The sequence below is a fragment of the Bradyrhizobium sp. SZCCHNS1050 genome (assembly GCF_032484785.1).
Lineage (GTDB): Bacteria > Pseudomonadota > Alphaproteobacteria > Rhizobiales > Xanthobacteraceae > Bradyrhizobium.
Map to the genome: position 1 here is coordinate 4932811 of NZ_JAUETR010000001.1, position 20218 is coordinate 4953028.

Consider the following 20218-nt stretch of genomic DNA (forward strand, 5'->3'; position numbering starts at 1 on the left):
AAAAGCAGCGAGACTTGCAATGGCCGACTCGATCCAGGAAGTTCTGTACGCCTTCGCCAAGGGCGAGATGGTCGTCGTGACCGATGACGACGACCGCGAGGGCGAGGGCGATCTCATCGTCGCCGCCTCGCTCTGCACGCCCGACAAGATGGCGTTCATCATTCGCCATACCTCCGGCATCGTCTGTGCGCCGATCACCGCCGACGACGCGCGGCGGCTGCGGCTCGACCCGATGGTCGCGCACAATGATTCCAACCACACCACGGCCTTCACCGTTTCGATCGACTACAAGCCGGACGGTGGCACCGGAATCTCGGCCGAAGAGCGCGCCTCCTGCTGTCGTGCGCTCGCCAACCCGAATGCCGGTGCCGCTGATTTCGCGCGTCCCGGCCATATCTTTCCATTGATAGCGCGTGACGGCGGCGTGCTGCTGCGCTCCGGCCACACCGAGGCGGCGGTCGATCTCTGCAAGCTCGCGGGGCTCCCGCCGGTCGGCGTCATCTCCGAGTTGATGAACGACGACGGCACGGTCATGAAAGGCGAGCAGGTCGTTCGTTTCGCTGCGGCCCACAATCTCAAGCATGTCACCATCGCCGATCTGATCTCGTACCGGCAGGCGCGCGAGAAGCTGATCGAACGGGTGTCGACCTTCACGACCGACAGCCCGATCGGGCCGCTGCAGGGCTTCGCCTACCGCTCGCCGTTCGATCCGATCACCCACGCCGCGTTCGTCTATAACGGCATCGGCGACGGCAAGAACGTGCTGACGCGGCTGCACAAGCCCAACATCGTGAAGGATCTGATCGCAGGTCCGCAGCGTATCCAGGCGGTGCTGCAGCACTTCAAGCGGGCCGGCCGCGGCGTGCTGATCTATCTGCGCGACGGCGCGGCCGGCGTTCCCGTCGAGCCGGTCGAAGAGCCGCATACCGCGGAGGCCGATCGCCATCGGCAGTGGCGCGAGGTCGGCGTCGGTGCGCAGATCCTGCGTGATCTCGGCGTGACCTCGATCCGGAACCTGACGTCGTCGGTCCATGACTACAAGGGCCTGTCGGGTTTCGGTATCGAGATCGTCGCCAACGAGCGGCTTGAAGGCTGAACTTCCAGGATTTAACCTCTCAACTGCTGCGACCCGTGCGCAGCGAGACGCGAAAGGACCATTCATGAGCGCGCGCCCTCAGGCAAAGGACAAGCCGGCCCAGTCGAGCTTCCAGTGGGACGATCCCTTCCTGCTGGACGATCAGCTGACCGAGGACGAGCGCATGGTGCGTGACACCGCGCGCGCCTACGCCCAGGACAAGCTGCTGCCGCGCGTGACCAAGGCCTATCTCGAGGAGAAGACCGACCGCGAGATCTTCAACGAGATGGGCGAGCTCGGCCTGATCGGCATCACCTTGCCGGAGGAATATGGCTGCGCCAATGCGAGCTACGTCGCCTATGGCCTCGTGGCACGCGAGATCGAGCGCGTCGATTCCGGCTACCGCTCGATGAACTCGGTGCAGTCCTCGCTGGTGATGTATCCGATCTATGCCTATGGCGACGAGAGCCAGCGCAAGAAATATCTGCCGAAGCTCGCCAGCGGCGAGTGGGTCGGCTGCTTCGGCCTGACCGAGCCGGATGCCGGTTCCGATCCGGCCGGCATGAAGACCCGCGCCGAGAAGGTGGCCGACGGCTATCGCCTGACCGGCAGCAAGATGTGGATCTCGAACGCGCCGATCGCCGACGTGTTCGTGGTGTGGGCCAAGTCGGCCGCGCATGACAACCAGATCCGTGGCTTCATTCTCGAGAAGGGCATGAAGGGCCTGTCGGCGCCGAAGATCGGCGGCAAGCTCTCCTTGCGCGCCTCGATCACCGGCGAGGTGGTAATGGATGGCGTGGTGGTGCCGGAGAGCGCGCTGCTGCCCAACGTGTCCGGTCTGAAGGGGCCGTTCGGCTGCCTCAACCGCGCCCGCTACGGCATCTCCTGGGGCGTGCTCGGCGCCGCCGAGGATTGCATGCATCGCGCCCGCCAGTACACGCTCGACCGCAAGCAGTTCGGCAAGCCGCTGGCTGCCACGCAGCTGGTCCAGAAGAAGCTCGCCGACATGGAGACCGAGATCGCGCTCGGCCTGCAGGCCTCGCTTCGCGTCGGCCGCCTGATGGACGAGGGCAAGATGGCCCCGGAGATGATCTCGATCGTCAAGCGCAACAATTGCGGCAAGGCGCTCGACATCGCCCGCGTCGCGCGCGACATGCACGGCGGCAACGGCATTTCGATCGAGTACCAGGTGATGCGCCACGCCGCCAACCTCGAGACGGTCAATACCTACGAGGGAACGCACGACGTCCACGCGCTGATCCTCGGCCGCGCGATCACCGGCATTCAGGCGTTCTTCTAACTGCTGTGCGCGACGCCCATTCGCTGCATCGGGCGGTATACGCGGTCGCCGTTGCGCCCTCGCTGTCATCGTCCGCGAAAGCGGACGATCCAGCAATCACCGGCCCATCGAGGCTCATCGCCGTCTCGGAGTACTGGATCCCCCGCTTTCGCGGGGGATGACGGCAGCGAGTGAGGCAGGCGATCTGCCCCATGCACAGGGAAGGCACGCCATGGCCGAGAATGACGACGTCCCGTTCAACCGCAACTTCCCGCTTCGGGCGGGCGTCGTCGAGCAGGTCCGCCCGGGTATTCGCCGCGTCCTCTGCAACAATCCGAGTCCGTTCACCTTCACCGGCACGGTCAGCTACATCGTGGGGACCGGCAACGTCGCGATCATCGATCCGGGTCCGGACAACGAGGCCCATGCGCAGGCGCTGCTCGATGCCATCAGAGGCGAGACCGTCACGCACATCCTGGTGACGCACACGCATCGCGATCACTCGCCGAACACCGGACGGCTGAAGGCCGCGACCGGCGCCACCGTCTATGCCGAGGGCCCGCATCGCGCCTCGCGGCCGCGCTACGAGAGTGAGAAGCACAGTCCGGAATCCGGCGTCGACCGCGACTTTGCGCCGGATGTCACCGTTGCTGACGGCGATGTGATCGAAGGGCGGGGCTGGCGGGTCGAGGCCGTGGCGACGCCGGGCCATACGGCCAACCATCTCGCCTTCGCCTGGGCCGAGCGCAGCACCACCTTCGTCGGCGATCACGTCATGGGCTGGGCGACGTCGATCGTGGCGCCGCCCGATGGTTCGATGGTCGACTACATGGCTTCGCTGGAGCGGCTCGCCGCGCGGCCCGAGGAGCTGTATTTCTCAGGTCACGGTCCGGAAATTCCGGAGGGACCGCGCTACACGCGCTTCCTGATGCGCCACCGCCAGGCCCGAGAGGCCTCGATCCTGCATCGCCTCGCCAAGGGCGAGGCCGACATCCCGACCATGGTGCGCGCGATCTATATCGGCATCGATCCACGGCTCACCACCGCGGCCGGCTATTCCGTGCTGGCCCATCTGGAAGACCTCGTCGCCCGCGGCGTGGTCGCGACGGAAGGTGATCCGGTGATCGGCGGGACGTATCGGCTGGTGTAGCGAATAGCGAGTAGGGGAAGAGTGCGAGCCGGGAAGACTTCATTCCCTATTCGCCACTCCCTATACGCCATTCGCCCCGCTCACTTCTTCACCGTCTTCGCATTTCCCTTCGCCGCCACCGGCGGCGGCGTGACCTTCTTCACCGGCTTCTGCGCCTCGGCCTCGCCGGCGTTGGACAGGTCCTCGATCAGCTTGGCCACGCGCGCGGCATTGCTGCCGATATCTGACTCGAAATAGCGCGAGGCGGAGCGGACGTCGACGCGGGAATCCTCGCCGTCGGGCTGGATGCGGATCGAGATGTCCTCGCGGAAGCCCATGATCGGCGTGCGCGCGACCGCCTCGATGCGGCCGACGCGGCGCGGCGGCTGCGGCGCGCGTTCGTCGACCACGAACCATTTGCGCCGGTTGACCAGCTTCAGGGCGATCGCGTAGGCGCGATCGGGCGGCAGCTCGATCTGCACCGGCTCGATGTCCGGATAGAATTTCTGCTGCTGCTCGGCTGAATACAGCCCGGCATAGACGGCCGTGTTGGTGCCGTCGCCGTTGCGGAGCGGCGCCAAAGCCTCGAAGCGCGGCGGATCGATCGGGTCGGTGGTGATGTCGTAGATCTTCGGCAGCTTGCGGTACTGGAGCGCGAGGTAGGCCGGATAGGCCAGCACCACCGCATCGATCATGAAGGCGAGCAGGATCCGGCTCATGCCGCGGCTGCCGTTGCGCCAGATCGCGACGAAGGCGGCAAGCCCGAGCAGGATCGACAGCACGGCGAGCCCCAGCGCGCCGAAGAACGTCGCCAGCGCCGGCTTCATCTCCAGAAAATCGAAGCGCAGGATCAGGATCGAGACCAGCACGGCGACGACCGAGAACACCGCCAGATTGCGTGTCCAGGTCGCGAGGCTGGAGATCGGCTCCGACAGATAGGGGGCGTGAAACCTGCGTGCCATCGTGTCAGGAACTGCCGGGGTTGGGCCGCTGCCTGCGTTGCCGGGCGGCCGGATCACCCGTGTGAGACCACGCGGATGGCGTAAATTCAAGAGGCGTTTGGCCCGGAGAAGGCGGTTGATGCGGAGACCGCGTCAGACGGCTCGGTCTGGGCGGCTGCGCAACGCCGTCAGCATCAACAGGACGGTTGCGATCGAGAAGGCTGCGCCGGTCGTGAACGTCGCCTGCGACCCATAGGCGTGCCACAGCCATCCCGCCAGCAGGCTCGCGACCAGCAGCGCAGCGCCGGTCACAAGGTTGAACAGGCCGAACGCGGTGCCGCGCAGATCCGGCGGGGCGGTATCGGCGACCATTGCCGACAGCAGCCCCTGCGACAGCCCGAGGTAGAGGCCCCACAGCGCGACGCCGATCGCGGTGCCGATCAGGCCGGGCACGAAGGCCAGCGTCAGGTCGGCGGCTGTCAGCACCACGAGGCCGCAGGTCAGCACGTTGTTGCGGCCGATGCGGTCGGAGAGGATGCCGGCGGGCATGGCGACGCCGGCATAGATCAGGTTCATCAGCACGTAGACCAACGGGATCAGGGCGAGAGCGAGGCCGTCGGCCTGCGCCTTCAGCACCAGGAACGCCTCGCTGAAGCGGGCCAACGCGAACACCGCGCCGGTGGCGACCACGATCCAATAGGCCGATGGCAGCTGGCGCAGCTCGCGCGCATGGACCGGCCAGTCCCGGCGCACCGCAGGCGCGGTCTGCGCCGGCTCGCGCAGGCCGAACAGGATCAGCAGCACGGCAAGCGTGGCCGGCAGCGCCGACCACCAGAACACCGCCCGGAAGTCGTCGGCGTAGAGCGCCATCAGCGCCACGGCGAGGAGGGGACCGGCAACGGCGCCGATCGTGTCGAGCGCCTGGCGCAGGCCGTAGCTCGCGCCGCGGATGCCTTCCGGCGTGACGTCGGCGATCAGCGCGTCGCGCGGCGCCTCGCGGATGCCCTTGCCGATGCGGTCGACGAAGCGCGCCGCGAGGATCTGCCATGATGTGCTGGCGAGCGGAAACACCGGCTTGGTCAAAGCCGCCAGTCCATAGCCGATTGCGACCAGCAGCTTGCGCTTGCCAATGCGGTCGGACAGTGCGCCGGAGAACACCTTGGTGATTGCGGCGGTCGCCTCGGACACGCCTTCGATCAGGCCGATGGTCACCGTGGAGGCGCCGACCACGGTCGCGAGGAAGACCGGCAGCAGCGCATGGATCAGCTCCGAGGAGATATCCATCAGGAGCGATACCAGCCCGAGCGTCAGCACCGTCGACGGTATGTCGCGCCATGTCGTAGACGCTGGGAGGCGCGCTCTTGAACTCATGCCCACCTTCTAGATGCGGTCCGGCATGCCCGCCTTGCGCCACGTCAACGCCATGGCGGCACGCAACGCCACGGCCCCGCCAAAGGGGAGGGGCCGTGGCTGCCTTGGTCAGGCTTGCGTCAGATGCTCAATGCGAATGCACCAGCGGGCAGGCGGACTCCGAAAGCTTGCCGAATGCCTCCTCGCCGGACATCGTCTGGATCAGCTTGTAGTAGTCCCAGGGGTACTTCGACTCCTCCGGCTTCTTGACCTGCATGATGTACATCTCATGCTCCATCAGGCCGTCGGCGCGGATCTTGCCGTTGGACGTGAACATGTCGTCGATCTTCATATTGCGCAGCTGGTCCATGACCTTGTCGGACTCGGTGGTGCCGGCCGCCTTCACGGCGTTGAGATAGGTGGTCGTCGCCGAGTAGTAGGCGGCCTGGTTCATGGTCGGCTCGCGCTTGGTCTTTTCGTAGTAGCGCTTGGCGAAAGCACGGGTCTTGTCGTTGAGGTCCCAATACCAGCCGGTGGTGAGATAGAGACCCTGCGCGGTCTTCAGGCCGAGACTGTGGATGTCGCTGATGAAGGCGAGCAGTGCCGCCGGCTTCATCGTCTTGGCGATGCCGAATTCATCCGCGGCCTTGATCGAGTTCGTGAAGTCGTTGCCGGCATTGGCGAGGCCCAGAACCTGCGCGCCCGAGCCCTGCGCCTGCAGCAGATAGCTGGAGAAATCCGACGTGGAGAGCGGCACGCGGACCGCTCCGACCACCTTGCCGCCATTGGCCTCGACCACCTTGGACGCGGCTTCCTGCAACTGGGTGCCGAAGGCGTAGTCGGCGGTCAGGAAGAACCAGCTCTTGCCGCCCTGGCTGACCATGGTCTTGGCGGTGCCGTTGGCGAGCGAGGTCGTATCGTAGGCGTAGTGGACGGTGTAGGGCGTGCAGTCCTTGCCGGTCAGCGAGGCGCCGGCGGCACCGATCGCGATGAACGGTATTTTCTTCTCCTTGGCGGCGTTGGCCATCGCGAGGCTGACCCCGGTGTTGGAGCCGCCGAGGATCATGGTGACCCCGTCGCGATCGGCCCACTCGCGCAACTTCTGGGCGCCGACGTCCGGCTTGTTCTGATGATCGCTCTCCATGAACTCGATCTTGTTGCCGAGCACGCTGCCGCCGAAATCCTCGATCGCCATCCTTGCAGCCTCGACCCCGCCCGGCCCGATCACGTCGGCATAGAGCCCGGACATGTCGTCGATGTCGCCGATCACGACCTTGTTGCCAGCGGCGTGCGCGGCCGTGGCGGCCAGTGATGCTCCCAGCAGCCAAGGCAGCAGGCGGGTTGATTTTCGCATGGTGGCGTTCCCTCGTTTTTTATGGTGCCGGACCTTAGGAACGCGCCCATGGGCTTCCTATTCGCCTTTGGTCGAGGCGAGGGCGATGGAACTTTTTGCGCGGAACGCAAACGGCCCCCGCGGGGGCGCAGGGGCCGTGAGTCTCGCGCGGAGCGGGAGTGGTTGCTAGGCGGCGGCGTTGGGGAAGCGATAGCTCTTGAACTGGTCGCGCAGCGCAGTCTTCAGGATCTTGCCCGTTGCCGTGTGCGGGATGCCGTCGACGAAGGCGACGTCATCGGGCATCCACCATTTGGCGATCTTGCCTTCCATGTATTTCAGGATGTCCTCGCGCGTCGCGGTCTGGCCGGGCTTCAACTGCACGATCAGCAGCGGGCGCTCGTCCCATTTCGGATGATAGACGCCGATCACGGCAGCCTCGGCGACGGCCGGATGGCCGACGGCGAGATTCTCGAGGTCGATCGAGGAGATCCATTCGCCGCCGGACTTGATGACGTCCTTGGAGCGGTCGGTGATGCGCATATAGCCATGCTCATCGACGGTGGCGACGTCGCCGGTGTCGAAGAAGCCTTCATCGTCGAGGATGTTGCTGTCGACCTTGTAGTAGGCCTTCGACACCGCGGGACCGGACACCTTGAGCCGGCCGAAGGTCTTGCCGTCCCACGGCAACTCGGTGCCGGCATCGTCGGTGATCTTCATCTCGACCCCGAACGGCGGGAAGCCCTGGGTCTGCAGCACATCGAGCTTGGCGTCGCCGTCGGCGGCGAGGAACGGCGGCTTCAGGGTGGCGAGCGTGCCGATCGGGCTCATCTCGGTCATGCCCCAGGCATGGCGCACGCCGATGCCCATGTCGAGGAAGGCCTGGATCATCGAGCGCGGCATCGCCGAGCCGCCGCACACGACCATCTTCAGATGCGGCAGTTTGAGGTTATGCGCCTGCATGTGCTGCAGCAGCATCAGCCACACCGTCGGCACGCCGGCGGTGTAGGTCACCTTCTCGGTGTCGAGCAGCTCGTAGACGGACGCGCCGTCGAGCTTGGGGCCGGGCATCACCAGCTTGGTGCCCATCGAGGGAGCGGAGAAGGCAATGCCCCAGCTGTTGGCATGGAACAGCGGAACCACCGGAAGCATTGTGTCTGCTGCGGACGTACCGAGTGAATCCCGGCTATTGGCCATCAACGCATGCAGCACGTTGGACCGATGCGAATACAGCACACCTTTCGGATCACCAGTGGTGCCGGACGTGTAGCACATCGCGGCTGCGGTGTTCTCGTCGAAGGTCCCCCAGGCGAAATCGCCGTCGGCCTCGCCGATCCACGATTCGTAGGCGACGGCATTCTTGAGCGTCGTCTGCGGCATGTGCGCGGCGTCGGTCAGCACGATGTAGCGCTCGACGCTCGGCAGCTTGTCGGCGAGCTTCTCGAGGATCGGCACGAACGTCAGATCGGTGATGACGATGCGGTCCTGGGCATGGTTGATGATCCAGCCGATCTGCTCGGGAAACAGGCGCGGATTGACCGTGTGACAGATCGCGCCGATTCCCATGATGCCATACCAGACCTCGAGGTGACGGCCGGTATTCCAGGCGATGGTGGCGACGCGGTCGCCGAGCTTGATGCCGTCGCGCGTCAGCTTCTGCGAGACCTTGAGAGCGCGGTCGTGGATTTGCCGATAGGTGGTGCGAACGATGGGGCCTTCGACCGAGCGGGTCACGACCTCCTGGGAGCCGTGGATTGTCGCCGCATGCTCGATGATCCGGTGACAAAGCAGGGGCCAGTCTTGCATCAAACCAAGCATCAGGTCGTTCCTCCGGTATTCGCTTGCAGCGAGGGTCTTTTGGTCTCTTTGGTCAATTTTAGCGCGCGCCGCACCCGACGCAAATGGGCTTGTGATGGCCACGACGTCGCGCCGGGCGTGATGGTTAGCGCTGTGGCCGCGGCGATCGCATTGAGCTGGCTCATGGCGGCGCCGGCGGCGGCCGCGAAATCGGCGCACCGCAGCCCGCCCGCGGCCTCTGAGCCCGCAGCGAAGCCGGCCGACGGCGTTGCCAAGGTGCCGCTTCCGCAGCCGCGGCCAGCCGACGCGCCGGCGCGGGAGGCGGCCAAGGGCGAGGATGCCGCTCCGCGCGACGCGGCCAGCGCCGGTCCAAAGGCGGATGCCCAAGCCCCGCCGCCGCCTTCGGCCTGCCGGCTGGCCCTGACCGAAGAGGTCGCGATCGCGCCATCGATTCCGCCGATCAAGGGGCCTGGCGGCTGCGGCGGCGAGGACCTGGTGCGGCTGGAGGCGGTGGTGCTGCCTGACAAGCGCAGGGTGGCGCTGACGCCTGCGGCAACCATGCGTTGTCCGATGGCGACCGCGGTCGTCAACTGGGTGCGCAACGATGTGGCGCCGCTGGCCGAACGGCTCGGCAGCGCGGTCACCGCGCTCGACAATTTCGATTCATATCAGTGCCGCGGCCGCAACAATGTCAACGGCGCGCAGCTGTCGGAGCACGGCCGTGCCAATGCGCTGGACGTCCACGGCTTCAAGCTGGCCGACGGCCGCCTGGTCGATCTCACCGACCGCACCCAGCCGCGCGATGTGCGCGAGGCGGTGCTGCACGCGGTCTGCACCCATTTCTCCACGGTGCTTGGCCCCGATTCCGACTGGTACCACGAGGACCACATCCATCTCGACCTGATCGAACGCCGCAACAACTACCGCATCTGCCAATGGGACGTGTTGGATCCGCTGCCGAAGGTCGCGCCCCTGATGCCGGCGATGCGTCCCGACGATGCGCCGCCGCGCGAGACGGCTGAGGACAGGGACGTCAAGGGCGGCAAGGCCGCGGCCAAAGCGGGGCCGGCTGCCACACCCGGTGTCAGTGCGGAGAAGGCGGCTGCCCCGTCCGAGTCAGCTGCTGATGACGGCGCTGCAGCGGAAGCTGAAGAGACGGAGCCGGCAGCGTCTCCGCCCGCGGCTCAACCTGTGCCAGCCAAGAGTGGTGGCAAGAGGAAGCACAAGAACAAGTCATGAGTGGCGTTGCGCCGATCGCAATGACCAGCTAGGCGCTTTGGTATCAAAGTAGAGGGGGGCGCCGACGTGATGAAGTTGTCTTGTCAAAGGAAGTCTGGCTGTCGGTTCCTCGGAGGCGTGGTCCTGCTGCTCATCGGGACCTGTCCGCTAAGGGCCAACGATTCCTCCGCGGCAATGGCTGCGGGCGGGCTGACCCTGGTCAAGAATCAGCAAGTGCGGATGGTGTCGGAGGTGCTGCGCATTGCGCCCCGGCTGGTCGAGGTCACCTACGTGTTTCAGAACACAGAGTCAGACGACGTTACCACCCTGGTCGCCTTTCCACTGCCGGACCTCGACCAGCAGACCTTGAACGTGCATCCCGTAAATCTCGCCTTCGAAGGCAAGGCCAATTTCGTCGGTTTCGAGGTCTGGAGTGATGGGCGGGAGATCGCGCCGGATGTGGATGTGAGAGCCTTTGATGACCGCGGCCGCGATGTCACTGCGGAGCTCAGGCGTCTAGGCGTCGATCCGGTCAATCCGAGCCTCGACGAGGTCCGCCACGGGGCTGCATTGCGGAGCCAGCATCTGGCCGAGTTCGAAGACAAGGATATTCTTCCGATCTGGAAAACGCGTGTCAGCTTTCACTGGCAGCAGACATTCCCGGCCGGCAAGCAGATCACGATCAGGCACCGCTATCGGCCTGTCTATGGCTCATGGTACACGCCGACCGATTCCCGGGTGTCTCGAGTCAAAACTTCGAGCGAACTCGGTGGGCCCTGGTGCTTCGATCGCGGGTTTGTTGCTGCCGAGCAGCGCCTGCTCGATCGAGAAAGCGCGGCTAACAAGAATGGCTCAGGCGGCTCTGACATTCTGTATGACAATGTCCAATATGTGCTGAAAACCGGCGCCAATTGGCATGGCCCAATTGGCCGTTTCGAACTGCAGATCGATAAGGGCGGAGCGGACTTGGTCTCGACCTGCCCGGTTCAGGGACTGACGCTGCAGCGGGTCCCTTACGGCTTCAGCGGCGTCGCAATCGACTACACCCCGACTAGCGATCTCGACATCCTGTTCGTGTCCAGCCGGTTTCTCGGCAAGGCCGATGGATCCGACGCCAGGACCAAGTAAAGGCACTAGCTAGCCTGCGGATATGCTGGGGTCAGGCAGGAGCCGCGCGAAGATGATCTCGCTCATGCCAGTATCCGAGGCAGCACCAGCCCAAAACAAAAGAGCGCCGGTTGCCCGGCGCTCTCAAAGAAGGATGCTAAACGCGTTTCTCGGCTTTTTAATTTCGTCCGCCGCAGGCGATGCTCACTGCATCGCAGCGTAGGTGCCCCCGCCCTGCAGCGCCATCTGCGGCTTGTAGGGCGAATCACCCTTCTTCGGATCGAGGACCACGACGATGGTGCCGACCTTCACCCGGTTATAGAGGTCGATCGCGTCCTCGTTCGTCAGGCGGATGCATCCCGAGGAGATCGAGGCGCCGATATATTCCGGCTGGTTGGTGCCGTGGATGCGGAACAGCGTGTCCTTGCCGTTGGCATAGAGGTACATCGCGCGCGAGCCCATCGGATTGTCGGGGCCCGGGGCGACGAAGGTCGGAACGCCCAGACGCTCGATCTCGCCCTTGGTCGGATGCCAAGCCGGCCACTCGGTCATGGCGCCGACCTTGGCGATGCCCGACCAGGCCATGGCCTCTTCGCCGACGGTGATGCCGTAGCGGATCGCCTTGCCGCCATCCAGCACGTAATAGAGGTAGTGGCTGTCGGAATCGACGACGATCGAGCCAGGAGCTTCCTTGCGGTGATAGTCGACGATCGCGCGCCGATAGGGCTCGGCCACCGGCGTGTTGGTGTAGCGGATCTTCGCGAGAAGTTCCTTGTCCTTCGGCTTGAAGGCCTGGGTGTTGGTCGCCTCGTACGTCGTGGCCTGCATGCAGCCCGACAGCATCAGGCCGGCGGCCAGGAGTCCGAGTTTCACCTTCAGCGACATGTCACCAATTCCAATCGACAGCTGACGTTGCAATGACACGGCCGCGCCACTGCAGCGCGATTCCACATGTCCCATTATCGTCAAAATCGTTCTCAATTCCAGCCGATACACGCACAGGTCACGCTGCAGCGCCGCGATTGTTGCTTTTTTGCCGCAAAGTTGCGGGCAGTCATCCACAGCTGTGCTTCGAATGGCACGGTCAGCTCCCCCTCGGCGCCGCGCGACAGGCCGCGGAGCATTGGCGCGAAAAGCCGATGGACCGGACTCGCAAGCTGCGTCACAAGGCGGCAGCATCCCGCCGCTAAGTCCCCGAAATTCAGGTTTCGCGATTCGGAGTTTGTCCATGTTCTCGGTGTTCGTTCCGTCCGAAGCCGCGCTGAAGAAGATGGCGATCACCGATCCTGCCGCTCTGCCGGACAATGCGGTCTGGGTCGACCTGGTGAACCCGAGCAATGCCGAGGATCGGGCCGTCGAAAAGCTGGCCGGGATCGCGGTGCCGACGCGCGAGGACATGCAGGAGATCGAGATCTCCAGCCGCCTCTACATCGAGAACGGCGCCCGCTACATGACGGCTACGCTGATGTGTCACTCGGACTCCGATATGCCCAGGACCACCGCCGTCACCTTCATCCTGGCGGGCCACCGTCTGGTGACGGTCCGCTACGACCAGCCGCGACCGTTCGCCGTGGTGGAGGCCAAGCTCGCTCGCAACTGTGCGCCCGGGATCACCGGCGAGATGGTGCTGATGGAGTTGCTCGATGCGGTAATCGACCGCTGCGCCGACATTCTCGAGAAGGTCGGGGCCGATATCGACCAGGTCAGCCACGAGATCTTCGAGCCGAACAATGAGCGTCACGGACACGCCAAGCAGTATTCGCAGATCCTGATCGCGATCGGGCGCAAGGGCGACCTGACCTCGAAGGTGCGTGAGAGCCTGGTGTCGATCGGCCGTCTCGTCACGTTTCTCTCTGCTGTCGTCGAAGGCGTGAAGTGGTCGAAGGATATGCGCGAGCAGCTCAAGACCATGCAGCGCGACGTCGCCTCGCTGACCGACCACGCGTCCTATCTCGCGGGCAAGATCACCTTCGTGCTGGATGCGATGCTCGGTGTCGTCAACCTCGAGCAGAACAACATCATCAAGCTGTTCTCGGTGATGGCGGTGGTGCTGATGCCGCCGACCTTGATCGCATCGATCTACGGCATGAACTTCAAGATGATGCCGGAGCTCGAATGGGTGCACGGCTATCCGATGGCGCTGGTGCTGATGCTGATCTGCGCGATCGTGCCGTACTACATCTTCAAATTGAAGAAGTGGCTGTAGTGCCGCTGGCCTGAAAATCCAGGCTCTGGCGACAGATCTGGGCGAGGCCTGCGGCATTGTGCCGTCATTCCAGGTGATGCCTCATTCGCGCCCCGTTGTTAGCTGCGGGGCAGAGTCCGTCGCTATGCACCTCAGGTGACACAAGCGGTGGGATGCAACACATAATAGGAAATACTTGTTAGGCCGGCTGCAATGCCGCTGCAAAGCCGCCCCAATTCCTCAGGTAAAATTTGATGGGAACGCTGAACGTTTGATCGAAACTTCTCTGCGATAAATCTGCACCAGCATGACAAACAACGAGCGCCTCGGCGCGTGGCATGCAAGGCAGAGCTCGAGGGCGCGTTCATCGCGCCTTATCCAAGAGGCGGCGGCAATGGTTGAGAAACGCATAATGGCATCGAACAACGTGATCGATCTTGCCAGCTATCAGCGCAGCCGCGCCGACATCGTCGTGGCCCATGCGCTGTCGCCGCGCACCTGCCGCTACTGCGGCGCCGATCTCGAGGAGGACGAGCGCGACGATGATTGCTCCAGCGCCCTCAACGTCGAGTCCGACCGCCTGCGCTGGCGCGCCGCGCAGATTCTGCGCGGTTTGGTGTGCGAAGGCTGAACGACCGTTCTCGACGTGACGGTATTCAGGCAATGCCGTCTGCGCGGCCAGTGATTGGAAATTCAGTACGCCGATCCCATCCCATGAACAGCGTTCCCTCCGGGAGCGCTGTCTTGTTTGTGGTGGTCGGTAGGTCCGTATCGATCTTCGGAGATGGCGTTAATCACGCCTTCGCGCGGTCATCCGGAACTTGCCGAACGTGGCAAGCCGCCATGAACCAAATCGAACACGGGCAAGCGTCTCCGCGTCGATTGCCTCAGACGTGCTGGCCGCCGTTGATGTGGATCTCGGCGCCGTTCACGTAGGAGCTGGTCTCCGTGCACAGCACGTAGATGATCTTGGCGACCTCGTCGGGCGTGCCGAGGCGCTGCATCGGGATCTGCTCCTGCACGATCTTCTCGGTGCCCGGCGACAGGATCGAGGTGTCGATCTCGCCCGGCGCGATCGAGTTGACGCGAACGCCGACCCGGCCGAAATCCGACGCCATCTCGCGGGTCAGGGCGGCCAGCGCCGCCTTGGAGGTCGCGTAGGCCGCGCCGGCAAAGGGATGCACGCGCGAGCCGGCGATCGAGGTGACGTTGACGACGGAGCCCCTGGCCGCCTTCAGCTCCTTGATCAGGCCGCGCGCCATCATGATCGGCGCGAAGAAGTTGACGCGGAAGACGTGATTCCAGGTGTCGAGGTCGGTGTCGACGGTGCCGAGCCGGGCACCGCCCGCGCCCTTCGGCGAGATCGCGGCGTTGTTCACCAGCGCGTGCAGCTCGCCGCCGTCGATCCGCTGTTTGATCTCGGCGATCGCGCGCACGGTGTCCTGGGGATCGGACAGGTCGACCTGGACGTGGTCCTCGGGGCCGGCGCCCCACGGGCATTCTTCGGGAAAGGGGTGCCGCGAGCAGGTGAGGACGCGCCAGCCGGCTGATGAGAAGCGGATCACGGTGGCATGACCGATGCCGCGGCTGGCACCGGTCAGCAGCATCGTGCGCCGTGGCTGATTGGAAGAGGTCGGCATGAACTGCGTCTTTCACGATCCCGGACGGGATCAACTTACCACAATGGTTGTGAGTTCGGCGCCTGATTCACGCGCGCGATGGCGATTCGTTGGCGTATCGGACGCCTGGAGGCCGGGCGCAAGCCCGCGCGGCGATCCCCTACGGATACATCCGCACCTTGGTCCACGGCCGGCCCGAAGCCTCGCGCCGGAATTCGATGCGGTCGTGCAGGCGGAATGGCCGGTCGTGCCAGAACTCCATGCTGACGGGCGTGATGCGCCAGCCGCTCCATCCCGGCGGGCGCGGCACCTCGCCGATGATGTATTGCGCGGCGACCTTGGCGATCGCCTGCTCGAACGCGAAGCGGCTCTCCAGCGGCTGCGACTGCTTGCTGGCCCAGGCGCCGAGCTGCGCCTGCTTCGGCCGGGTCGCGAAATAGGCGTCGGCCTCTTCGTCGGTCACCGGCGCCACGAGGCCGCGGATGCGGACCTGGCGGCGCAGCGACTTCCAGTGAAACAGCAGCGCGGCCTTCGGATTGGCGGCGAGCTCGCGGCCCTTCTGGCTGGCCTTGTGGCTGTAGAAGACGAAGCCGTCCTCGTCATAGCCCTTCATCAGCACCATGCGCACGTCAGGCAGCCCGCTCTCGTCGACCGTTGCCAGCGCCATCGCATTCGGATCGTTGGGCTCGCTCTTGCCGGCTTCGGCAAACCACGCCGCAAACAGCGCAAACGGCTCGCCGGCCTGGGTAAAATCGGCGGATGTACCGGATGTTAAGGTTGTCTGGTGTTTGATGCTCGTGGGGTCGGTCATGTGTATGGGGAGTCCGAGTTTTGCGTTCACCCGCGGCCAGGCGCGTGCAAGTCCATTCTGGTCCGGCCCTATATAGGGCATCGGTCCGGCTTGGCCTATCCGCGATCGGTCATGCCGGCACGGCTTTGACACTCATTCTAATCGGCCTGTCCGGCGGCGGCTGCAGCCTGTCGCGCCCTGAAACGGCCTTTGCCAAGATGGACGATGCGGAGATCACCGGCGCGGTCAGCCCGCCGCCCGAGCGCGAGCCGACCGAAGCCGATCTCGCTTTTGCCCGCAACGCCGCGTCGGACGTGCTGACCAAGGGGAGCAAGGATTCCAGCCAGCCGTGGCAGAATCCGCAGACCGGCGCCCGCGGCTCGGTGACGCCGATCGCCAAGTCCTACACGGCCGACGACGGCCGTACGTGCCGCGATTTCCTGGCGAGCTACGTCAACGGCAAGACGGAACGCTGGCTGCAGGGCTCGGCGTGTCGTATCGAGCGTGGGCGCTGGGACATCCAGACGCTCAAACCCTGGCAGCAAAGCTAGCCGGGGTCGTCTGGAACCCGTTGCAAAAATACAACGGACTCCCCAGATGAAATGCGAAGCGGGCGGGGAGCCCATAGGTTAGTATCTGACTTTCTGTAAGGAGACGTGACGGATGCGCGACCCCTATGAGGTCTTGGGGGTGCCGCGAAGCGCCAGCGCTGCGGCCATCAAGAGCGCCTATCGCAAGCTCGCCAAGAAGCATCATCCCGACAGCAACAAGGATGACCCGAAGGCATCGGCGCGGTTTGCCGAGATCAATTCGGCCAACGAGATCCTGGGCGACGAGGAGAAGCGCAAGCAGTTCGATCGCGGGGAGATCGACGCTGACGGCAAGCCGCGCTTCCAGGGCTTTCCGGGTGGCGGCGCCGGCCGCGGCGGGCCGGGGGGCGGCTTCGAGAGCTATACCTTCCGCAGCGGCGGCGGGCCGGGCGGCGGCTTCGGCGGTGGCGGATTCGAGGACATTCTGAACAGCATGTTCGGCGGCGCCGGCGCGCGCGGTGCACGCGGCGGCGGCGGCTCGTTCGAGTTCGATACCGGCGGTGTCGGCCTCGACCTCGATCTGAAGGTTGCGATGTCGGTCTCGCTCGAGGAGTCCGTCAAGGGCGGCGAGAAGCGGGTGCGGCTGCCGTCGGGCAAGGAGCTCAACGTCAAGGTCCCCGCCGGCGTCACCGCCGGCCAGCAGATTAGGCTGAAGGGGCAGGGCGAGAGCGCGCCCGGACACCGGCCGGGTGATCTCCTGATCACGATCCAGATCGCGCCGCATCCGTTCTTCAAGGTCGAGGGCAGCGACCTCAGGCTCGATCTGCCGATCACGCTTTACGAGGCGGTCCTGGGCGCCAAGGTGAGGGCGCCGACGCTCGGCAGCGCGGTCGAGCTGTCGATCCCGAAGAACACCTCCAGCGGCCGGACCTTCCGGCTCAAGGGCAAGGGCCTGCCCAAGAGCGACGGCTCGGCCGGCGATCTATTCGTCACCACCCGGATCGTGCTGCCCGACGGCAACGACGCAGAGCTCGAAGCCCTGATGACCAAATGGCGCGACCGTCATCCCTACAATCCGCGCAGCAACCTCTCCTGAGGTTGCGCGTTGCGGACCACTCGGCTGAAAGTTGAAGGACGAGCTGGAAAGCTGATAAAAAAGTGCGGCCTCGAAAGGGGGACCAGCGCGGTACAAAACCCCGATCGAGGCCGCTTCCGTGTCGATCGGCGGATCGAACACTCCTCATTTTTTCGTGAACATTTGGCGCTATATTGAGACGTGCCGGTGACCTGATTCCAGATTTCCGGTGACCGAATTGCGGCGCCGGCCCTGGCGTGTCTCCCGCCTGAGCCATGCGGGGATCAGTATCCTCTCGGGCAGCGTTTGCGGCCATCCTGCAAACGCTTCTGATCACGGCCGTAATCGCGCCGAGGCCGGCACCTCGCGAAATCGGGCAATGGTCCGCCGCTAGCCGCCCGCCCGTTCGGTCTGGTCATAAACAAGGCGCGCGACCTGGGTGAGACGCGTCCGGTCACTGCTGCCGCTGACGACGTAGCTGACGCCGCGCTCCGCCCACGAGAGTGCAGCGGTGTTGCCCTGCGCCGTATAGCGCATCTCGGCCGCCTCGATCCCGACCTTGGTCGCATACACCGTAAAGCGCTCGCCGGAGGTGCTCTCGTACATCAGGAAGGACGCCGGGCCGGTCGGCCCCGGCAGCAGCCGGCCGCCGACGAGCTTCAGCCCGGTGGTTTCCAGCTCCGGCGCCTGCACGGTGCGACCGCAGCGTCGCGTCAGCCATTGCTGCAGATGGGCCTTCTCGTCGCCAGGAACCTCCACCGGATGGCGCACCTCCACGACATAGAGCCGGTGCGCATCGAGCGCCTCGCCGGCAAGGGCCTGCAGCGGCGACGGCGAGGACGCGGCGCCACGCGCGACCCAGCCGACCGCGCCGCCGACCGCGAAGGCCGCCACGCTTGCCGCCATGGCCGCGACGACCCAGCGCCGCGGCCGGCGCTCCAGGCCGTCGAGGTCGAGCCGCGGCGGCACCGGCTCGTTGACGATCGAATCGTAGCGGGCATGGAGCGCCTCAGCCATGCTGCGCCAGGATTGCACCCGCTCGGCGTCCGCCGGATGCGCGGCCAGCCAGCGCTCGACGTCGCTGCGGCGCTCGGCCGGCAGCTCGTTGTCGACATAGGCGTGCAGCTCGTCTTCGGTGACGGGAATGGTCGGCTCGGTCATCATCGGGATCTCGTTGCAATCGGGCGGCTGCGGCGATGCGCGGTCGCTGCAGGCTTGGGCAGCCGAACATGGCAGGGCGGCTTTTGTGCAGTGGTCATTTCACCCTCCGCAGCGCCGGCCGCTCGCCCTCGAGCACGGCACGGACATGGGCGCGGGCGCGGGCGAGGCGGGACATCACGGTGCCGATTGGGACACCCTGGATATCGGCGACCTCGCGGTAGCTCATGCCTTCGAGCACGACGAGGAGAAGCGCCGCGCGCTGCTCCTCCACCAGGGTCGCCAGCGCGCGCTCGATGTCCCGGCCCTCGGCCTCGGTGCCGCTGGCGTCGGCATTGTCGTCCTGGAGCGGCATGAAGTGCGGCCGCCGCGCCAAGGAGCGCCGGCGGTTCTTGTTCAGATTGGTCAGGATCGTGTACAACCAGCTCCTGATGTCGCCGCCCAGGAACAGCCGCTCCGAGCGCAGCGCCCGCACCAGCGTGTCCTGGACCAGTTCGTCGGCCGCGTCCATGTCGCGCGCCAGCGCCCGGGCATAACGGCGCAGTGCCGGAATCATGGTCTCGACGCTCTGGCGGAACGCGTTCATGGAATGCCCTGCGGCTGTTCGCTGCGATGACAAGGGCGCAGGCCGCAGCCGGCGTCTTGCAAAGATCATAACCCCGCGATGATCAGCGTATTCCGGACCGCAAGCCCTGCGGGGGAGTTTGCCACAGAGCGGGCGGAATGGGGCTGTACCGGGCCAGACCGGTGGTGTACGTCCAGTCCTTAATAATCAGTTCGATGGGAAGCCGCATGGCGCAGATTTCAGGTTTGATGCAGGGCAAGCGCGGGGTCGTCCTTGGCGTGGCCAACAACCGCTCGATCGCCTGGGGCATCGCCAAGGCCGCGCGCGCGGCCGGCGCGGAGATCGCGTTGACCTACCAGGGCGACGCGCTGAAGAAGCGGGTCGAGCCGCTGGCGGCCGAGCTCGGCGGGCTCGTGCTCGGCCATTGCGATGTCACCGATCCCACGACCATCGACGCGGTGTTCGACGTGCTCAAGGAGAAGTGGGGCCAGATCGATTTCGTGGTCCACGCCATCGCCTTCTCCGACAAGGACCAGCTCGACGGCCGCTACATCGAAACCACGCAGGACAATTTCTCCAAGAGCATGCTGATCAGCTGCTACTCGCTGACGGCGATCGCGCAGCGCGCCGAGAAGCTGATGACCGACGGCGGCTCGATCATCACCTTGACCTATTACGGCGCCGAGAAGTGGATGCCGCACTACAACGTGATGGGCGTCGCCAAGGCCGCGCTGGAAGCCAGCGTGCGCTATCTCGCCGCCGATCTCGGCGAGAAGAACATCCGCGTCAATGCGATCTCGGCAGGACCTATCAAGACGCTGGCCGCCTCGGGCATCGGCGACTTCCGCTACATCCTGAAGTGGAACGAATACAACGCGCCGCTGCGCCGGACCGTGACCATCGACGAGGTCGGCGACAGCGCGCTGTATCTCTTGTCCGACCTGTCGCGCGGCGTCACCGGCGAGGTGCATCACGTCGATTCCGGCTATCATGTCGTCGGCATGAAGCGGCCCGAGGCGCCCGACATCTCGCTGAACAATTCCGTCGGCGCCAAGGAATAACGTCAACGC

19 protein-coding genes are annotated in these 20218 nt (G+C 65.2%); 10 read left to right on the forward strand and 9 right to left on the reverse strand.

Annotated features, from left to right (window positions below; translation table 11 throughout):
• Nucleotides 1-19: 19 nt before the first annotated feature.
• The 3 genes from ribB to QX094_RS22345 all read left to right on the forward strand — a co-directional run bounded on the left by ribB (nt 20) and on the right by QX094_RS22345 (nt 3504).
• On the forward strand, nt 20-1096 hold the full coding sequence (ribB, locus tag QX094_RS22335; protein ID WP_315715516.1) for a 3,4-dihydroxy-2-butanone-4-phosphate synthase: 1077 nt from the start codon (nt 20-22) through the stop codon (nt 1094-1096).
• A gap of 64 nt (nt 1097-1160) precedes the next feature.
• On the forward strand, nt 1161-2375 hold the full coding sequence (locus QX094_RS22340) for an acyl-CoA dehydrogenase (RefSeq protein WP_315715517.1): 1215 nt from the start codon (nt 1161-1163) through the stop codon (nt 2373-2375).
• Nucleotides 2376-2586: 211 nt separating this feature from the next.
• The gene (locus QX094_RS22345) at nt 2587-3504 is read left to right on the forward strand and encodes an MBL fold metallo-hydrolase (RefSeq protein WP_316171894.1); all 918 of its coding nucleotides are present in this window, start codon (nt 2587-2589) and stop codon (nt 3502-3504) included.
• Between the two features lie 80 nt (nt 3505-3584).
• On the opposite strand, the gene QX094_RS22350 is transcribed toward QX094_RS22345, so the two are convergent.
• From QX094_RS22350 to QX094_RS22365, 4 genes are all read right to left on the reverse strand, one after another.
• A complete protein-coding gene (locus QX094_RS22350) occupies nt 3585-4445 on the reverse strand; it encodes a DUF1499 domain-containing protein (protein WP_316185979.1) in 861 nt (286 codons plus the stop codon).
• Between the two features lie 132 nt (nt 4446-4577).
• Nucleotides 4578-5795: an MFS transporter gene (locus QX094_RS22355; protein WP_316185980.1), complete on the reverse strand. Its 1218-nt coding sequence runs from the start codon at nt 5793-5795 to the stop codon at nt 4578-4580.
• Nucleotides 5796-5922: 127 nt separating this feature from the next.
• Complete coding sequence (locus QX094_RS22360; RefSeq protein ID WP_316185981.1) at nt 5923-7128, reverse strand: ABC transporter substrate-binding protein; 1206 nt, start codon at nt 7126-7128, stop codon at nt 5923-5925.
• Nucleotides 7129-7293: 165 nt separating this feature from the next.
• Nucleotides 7294-8922 carry a fatty-acid--CoA ligase gene (locus QX094_RS22365; protein WP_315715522.1) on the reverse strand — a complete coding sequence of 543 codons (1629 nt, stop codon included), beginning with the start codon at nt 8920-8922 and terminating at the stop codon, nt 7294-7296.
• 120 nt (nt 8923-9042) lie between these two features.
• Here QX094_RS22365 and QX094_RS22370 point away from each other — a divergent pair, with 120 nt between their 5' ends.
• Together QX094_RS22370 and QX094_RS22375 are read left to right on the forward strand one after the other, a co-directional pair.
• Nucleotides 9043-10140, forward strand: a complete 1098-nt coding sequence (locus tag QX094_RS22370) for an extensin family protein (RefSeq protein WP_316185982.1) — start codon at nt 9043-9045, stop codon at nt 10138-10140.
• Between the two features lie 117 nt (nt 10141-10257).
• Nucleotides 10258-11247, forward strand: coding sequence for a DUF4424 family protein (locus tag QX094_RS22375; RefSeq protein ID WP_316174749.1), 990 nt, complete (start codon nt 10258-10260; stop codon nt 11245-11247).
• Between the two features lie 183 nt (nt 11248-11430).
• Here the strand turns inward: QX094_RS22375 and QX094_RS22380 are convergent, their stop codons facing one another.
• Nucleotides 11431-12111 carry a L,D-transpeptidase gene (locus QX094_RS22380; RefSeq protein ID WP_011925214.1) on the reverse strand — a complete coding sequence of 227 codons (681 nt, stop codon included), beginning with the start codon at nt 12109-12111 and terminating at the stop codon, nt 11431-11433.
• A gap of 343 nt (nt 12112-12454) precedes the next feature.
• Between QX094_RS22380 and QX094_RS22385 the strand changes: the two genes are divergently transcribed.
• Nucleotides 12455-13432, forward strand: coding sequence for a magnesium transporter CorA family protein (locus QX094_RS22385; protein ID WP_316174747.1), 978 nt, complete (start codon nt 12455-12457; stop codon nt 13430-13432).
• 391 nt (nt 13433-13823) lie between these two features.
• Nucleotides 13824-14042: a hypothetical protein gene (locus QX094_RS22390; protein WP_409998659.1), complete on the forward strand. Its 219-nt coding sequence runs from the start codon at nt 13824-13826 to the stop codon at nt 14040-14042.
• A 256-nt stretch (nt 14043-14298) separates the two neighbouring features.
• On the opposite strand, the gene QX094_RS22395 is transcribed toward QX094_RS22390, so the two are convergent.
• Complete coding sequence (locus QX094_RS22395; RefSeq protein WP_316164250.1) at nt 14299-15051, reverse strand: SDR family oxidoreductase; 753 nt, start codon at nt 15049-15051, stop codon at nt 14299-14301.
• A 139-nt stretch (nt 15052-15190) separates the two neighbouring features.
• On the reverse strand, nt 15191-15841 hold the full coding sequence (gene pdxH / locus QX094_RS22400; RefSeq protein WP_316185983.1) for a pyridoxamine 5'-phosphate oxidase: 651 nt from the start codon (nt 15839-15841) through the stop codon (nt 15191-15193).
• A gap of 125 nt (nt 15842-15966) precedes the next feature.
• Here pdxH and QX094_RS22405 point away from each other — a divergent pair, with 125 nt between their 5' ends.
• Both QX094_RS22405 and QX094_RS22410 read left to right on the forward strand, forming a co-directional pair.
• The gene (locus tag QX094_RS22405) at nt 15967-16371 is read left to right on the forward strand and encodes an RT0821/Lpp0805 family surface protein (RefSeq protein ID WP_316185984.1); all 405 of its coding nucleotides are present in this window, start codon (nt 15967-15969) and stop codon (nt 16369-16371) included.
• 112 nt (nt 16372-16483) lie between these two features.
• Nucleotides 16484-17446: a DnaJ C-terminal domain-containing protein gene (locus tag QX094_RS22410; RefSeq protein WP_315715529.1), complete on the forward strand. Its 963-nt coding sequence runs from the start codon at nt 16484-16486 to the stop codon at nt 17444-17446.
• Between the two features lie 369 nt (nt 17447-17815).
• Here the strand turns inward: QX094_RS22410 and QX094_RS22415 are convergent, their stop codons facing one another.
• A complete protein-coding gene (locus QX094_RS22415; protein WP_316171900.1) occupies nt 17816-18589 on the reverse strand; it encodes an anti-sigma factor in 774 nt (257 codons plus the stop codon).
• A gap of 91 nt (nt 18590-18680) precedes the next feature.
• A complete protein-coding gene (locus QX094_RS22420; RefSeq protein ID WP_315802311.1) occupies nt 18681-19169 on the reverse strand; it encodes a sigma-70 family RNA polymerase sigma factor in 489 nt (162 codons plus the stop codon).
• A 206-nt stretch (nt 19170-19375) separates the two neighbouring features.
• On the opposite strand from QX094_RS22420, the gene fabI reads away from it, so the two are divergent.
• Nucleotides 19376-20209, forward strand: a complete 834-nt coding sequence (fabI, locus tag QX094_RS22425) for an enoyl-ACP reductase FabI (RefSeq protein WP_315752061.1) — start codon at nt 19376-19378, stop codon at nt 20207-20209.
• Nucleotides 20210-20218: the final 9 nt, after the last annotated feature.

What these genes read in the sequence shown, in the direction of transcription:
- ribB (WP_315715516.1), top strand. Translation starts at nt 20, where the DNA reads ATGGCCGACTCGATCCAGGAAGTTCTGTACGCCTTCGCCAAGGGCGAG.
- QX094_RS22340 (WP_315715517.1), top strand. Translation starts at nt 1,161, where the DNA reads ATGAGCGCGCGCCCTCAGGCAAAGGACAAGCCGGCCCAGTCGAGCTTC.
- QX094_RS22345 (WP_316171894.1), top strand. Translation starts at nt 2,587, where the DNA reads ATGGCCGAGAATGACGACGTCCCGTTCAACCGCAACTTCCCGCTTCGG.
- QX094_RS22350 (WP_316185979.1), bottom strand. Translation starts at nt 4,445, where the DNA reads ATGGCACGCAGGTTTCACGCCCCCTATCTGTCGGAGCCGATCTCCAGC.
- QX094_RS22355 (WP_316185980.1), bottom strand. Translation starts at nt 5,795, where the DNA reads ATGAGTTCAAGAGCGCGCCTCCCAGCGTCTACGACATGGCGCGACATA.
- QX094_RS22360 (WP_316185981.1), bottom strand. Translation starts at nt 7,128, where the DNA reads ATGCGAAAATCAACCCGCCTGCTGCCTTGGCTGCTGGGAGCATCACTG.
- QX094_RS22365 (WP_315715522.1), bottom strand. Translation starts at nt 8,922, where the DNA reads ATGCTTGGTTTGATGCAAGACTGGCCCCTGCTTTGTCACCGGATCATC.
- QX094_RS22370 (WP_316185982.1), top strand. Translation starts at nt 9,043, where the DNA reads ATGGTTAGCGCTGTGGCCGCGGCGATCGCATTGAGCTGGCTCATGGCG.
- QX094_RS22380 (WP_011925214.1), bottom strand. Translation starts at nt 12,111, where the DNA reads ATGTCGCTGAAGGTGAAACTCGGACTCCTGGCCGCCGGCCTGATGCTG.
- QX094_RS22385 (WP_316174747.1), top strand. Translation starts at nt 12,455, where the DNA reads ATGTTCTCGGTGTTCGTTCCGTCCGAAGCCGCGCTGAAGAAGATGGCG.
- QX094_RS22390 (WP_409998659.1), top strand. Translation starts at nt 13,824, where the DNA reads ATGGCATCGAACAACGTGATCGATCTTGCCAGCTATCAGCGCAGCCGC.
- QX094_RS22395 (WP_316164250.1), bottom strand. Translation starts at nt 15,051, where the DNA reads ATGCCGACCTCTTCCAATCAGCCACGGCGCACGATGCTGCTGACCGGT.
- pdxH (WP_316185983.1), bottom strand. Translation starts at nt 15,841, where the DNA reads ATGACCGACCCCACGAGCATCAAACACCAGACAACCTTAACATCCGGT.
- QX094_RS22410 (WP_315715529.1), top strand. Translation starts at nt 16,484, where the DNA reads ATGCGCGACCCCTATGAGGTCTTGGGGGTGCCGCGAAGCGCCAGCGCT.
- QX094_RS22415 (WP_316171900.1), bottom strand. Translation starts at nt 18,589, where the DNA reads ATGATGACCGAGCCGACCATTCCCGTCACCGAAGACGAGCTGCACGCC.
- QX094_RS22420 (WP_315802311.1), bottom strand. Translation starts at nt 19,169, where the DNA reads ATGAACGCGTTCCGCCAGAGCGTCGAGACCATGATTCCGGCACTGCGC.
- fabI (WP_315752061.1), top strand. Translation starts at nt 19,376, where the DNA reads ATGGCGCAGATTTCAGGTTTGATGCAGGGCAAGCGCGGGGTCGTCCTT.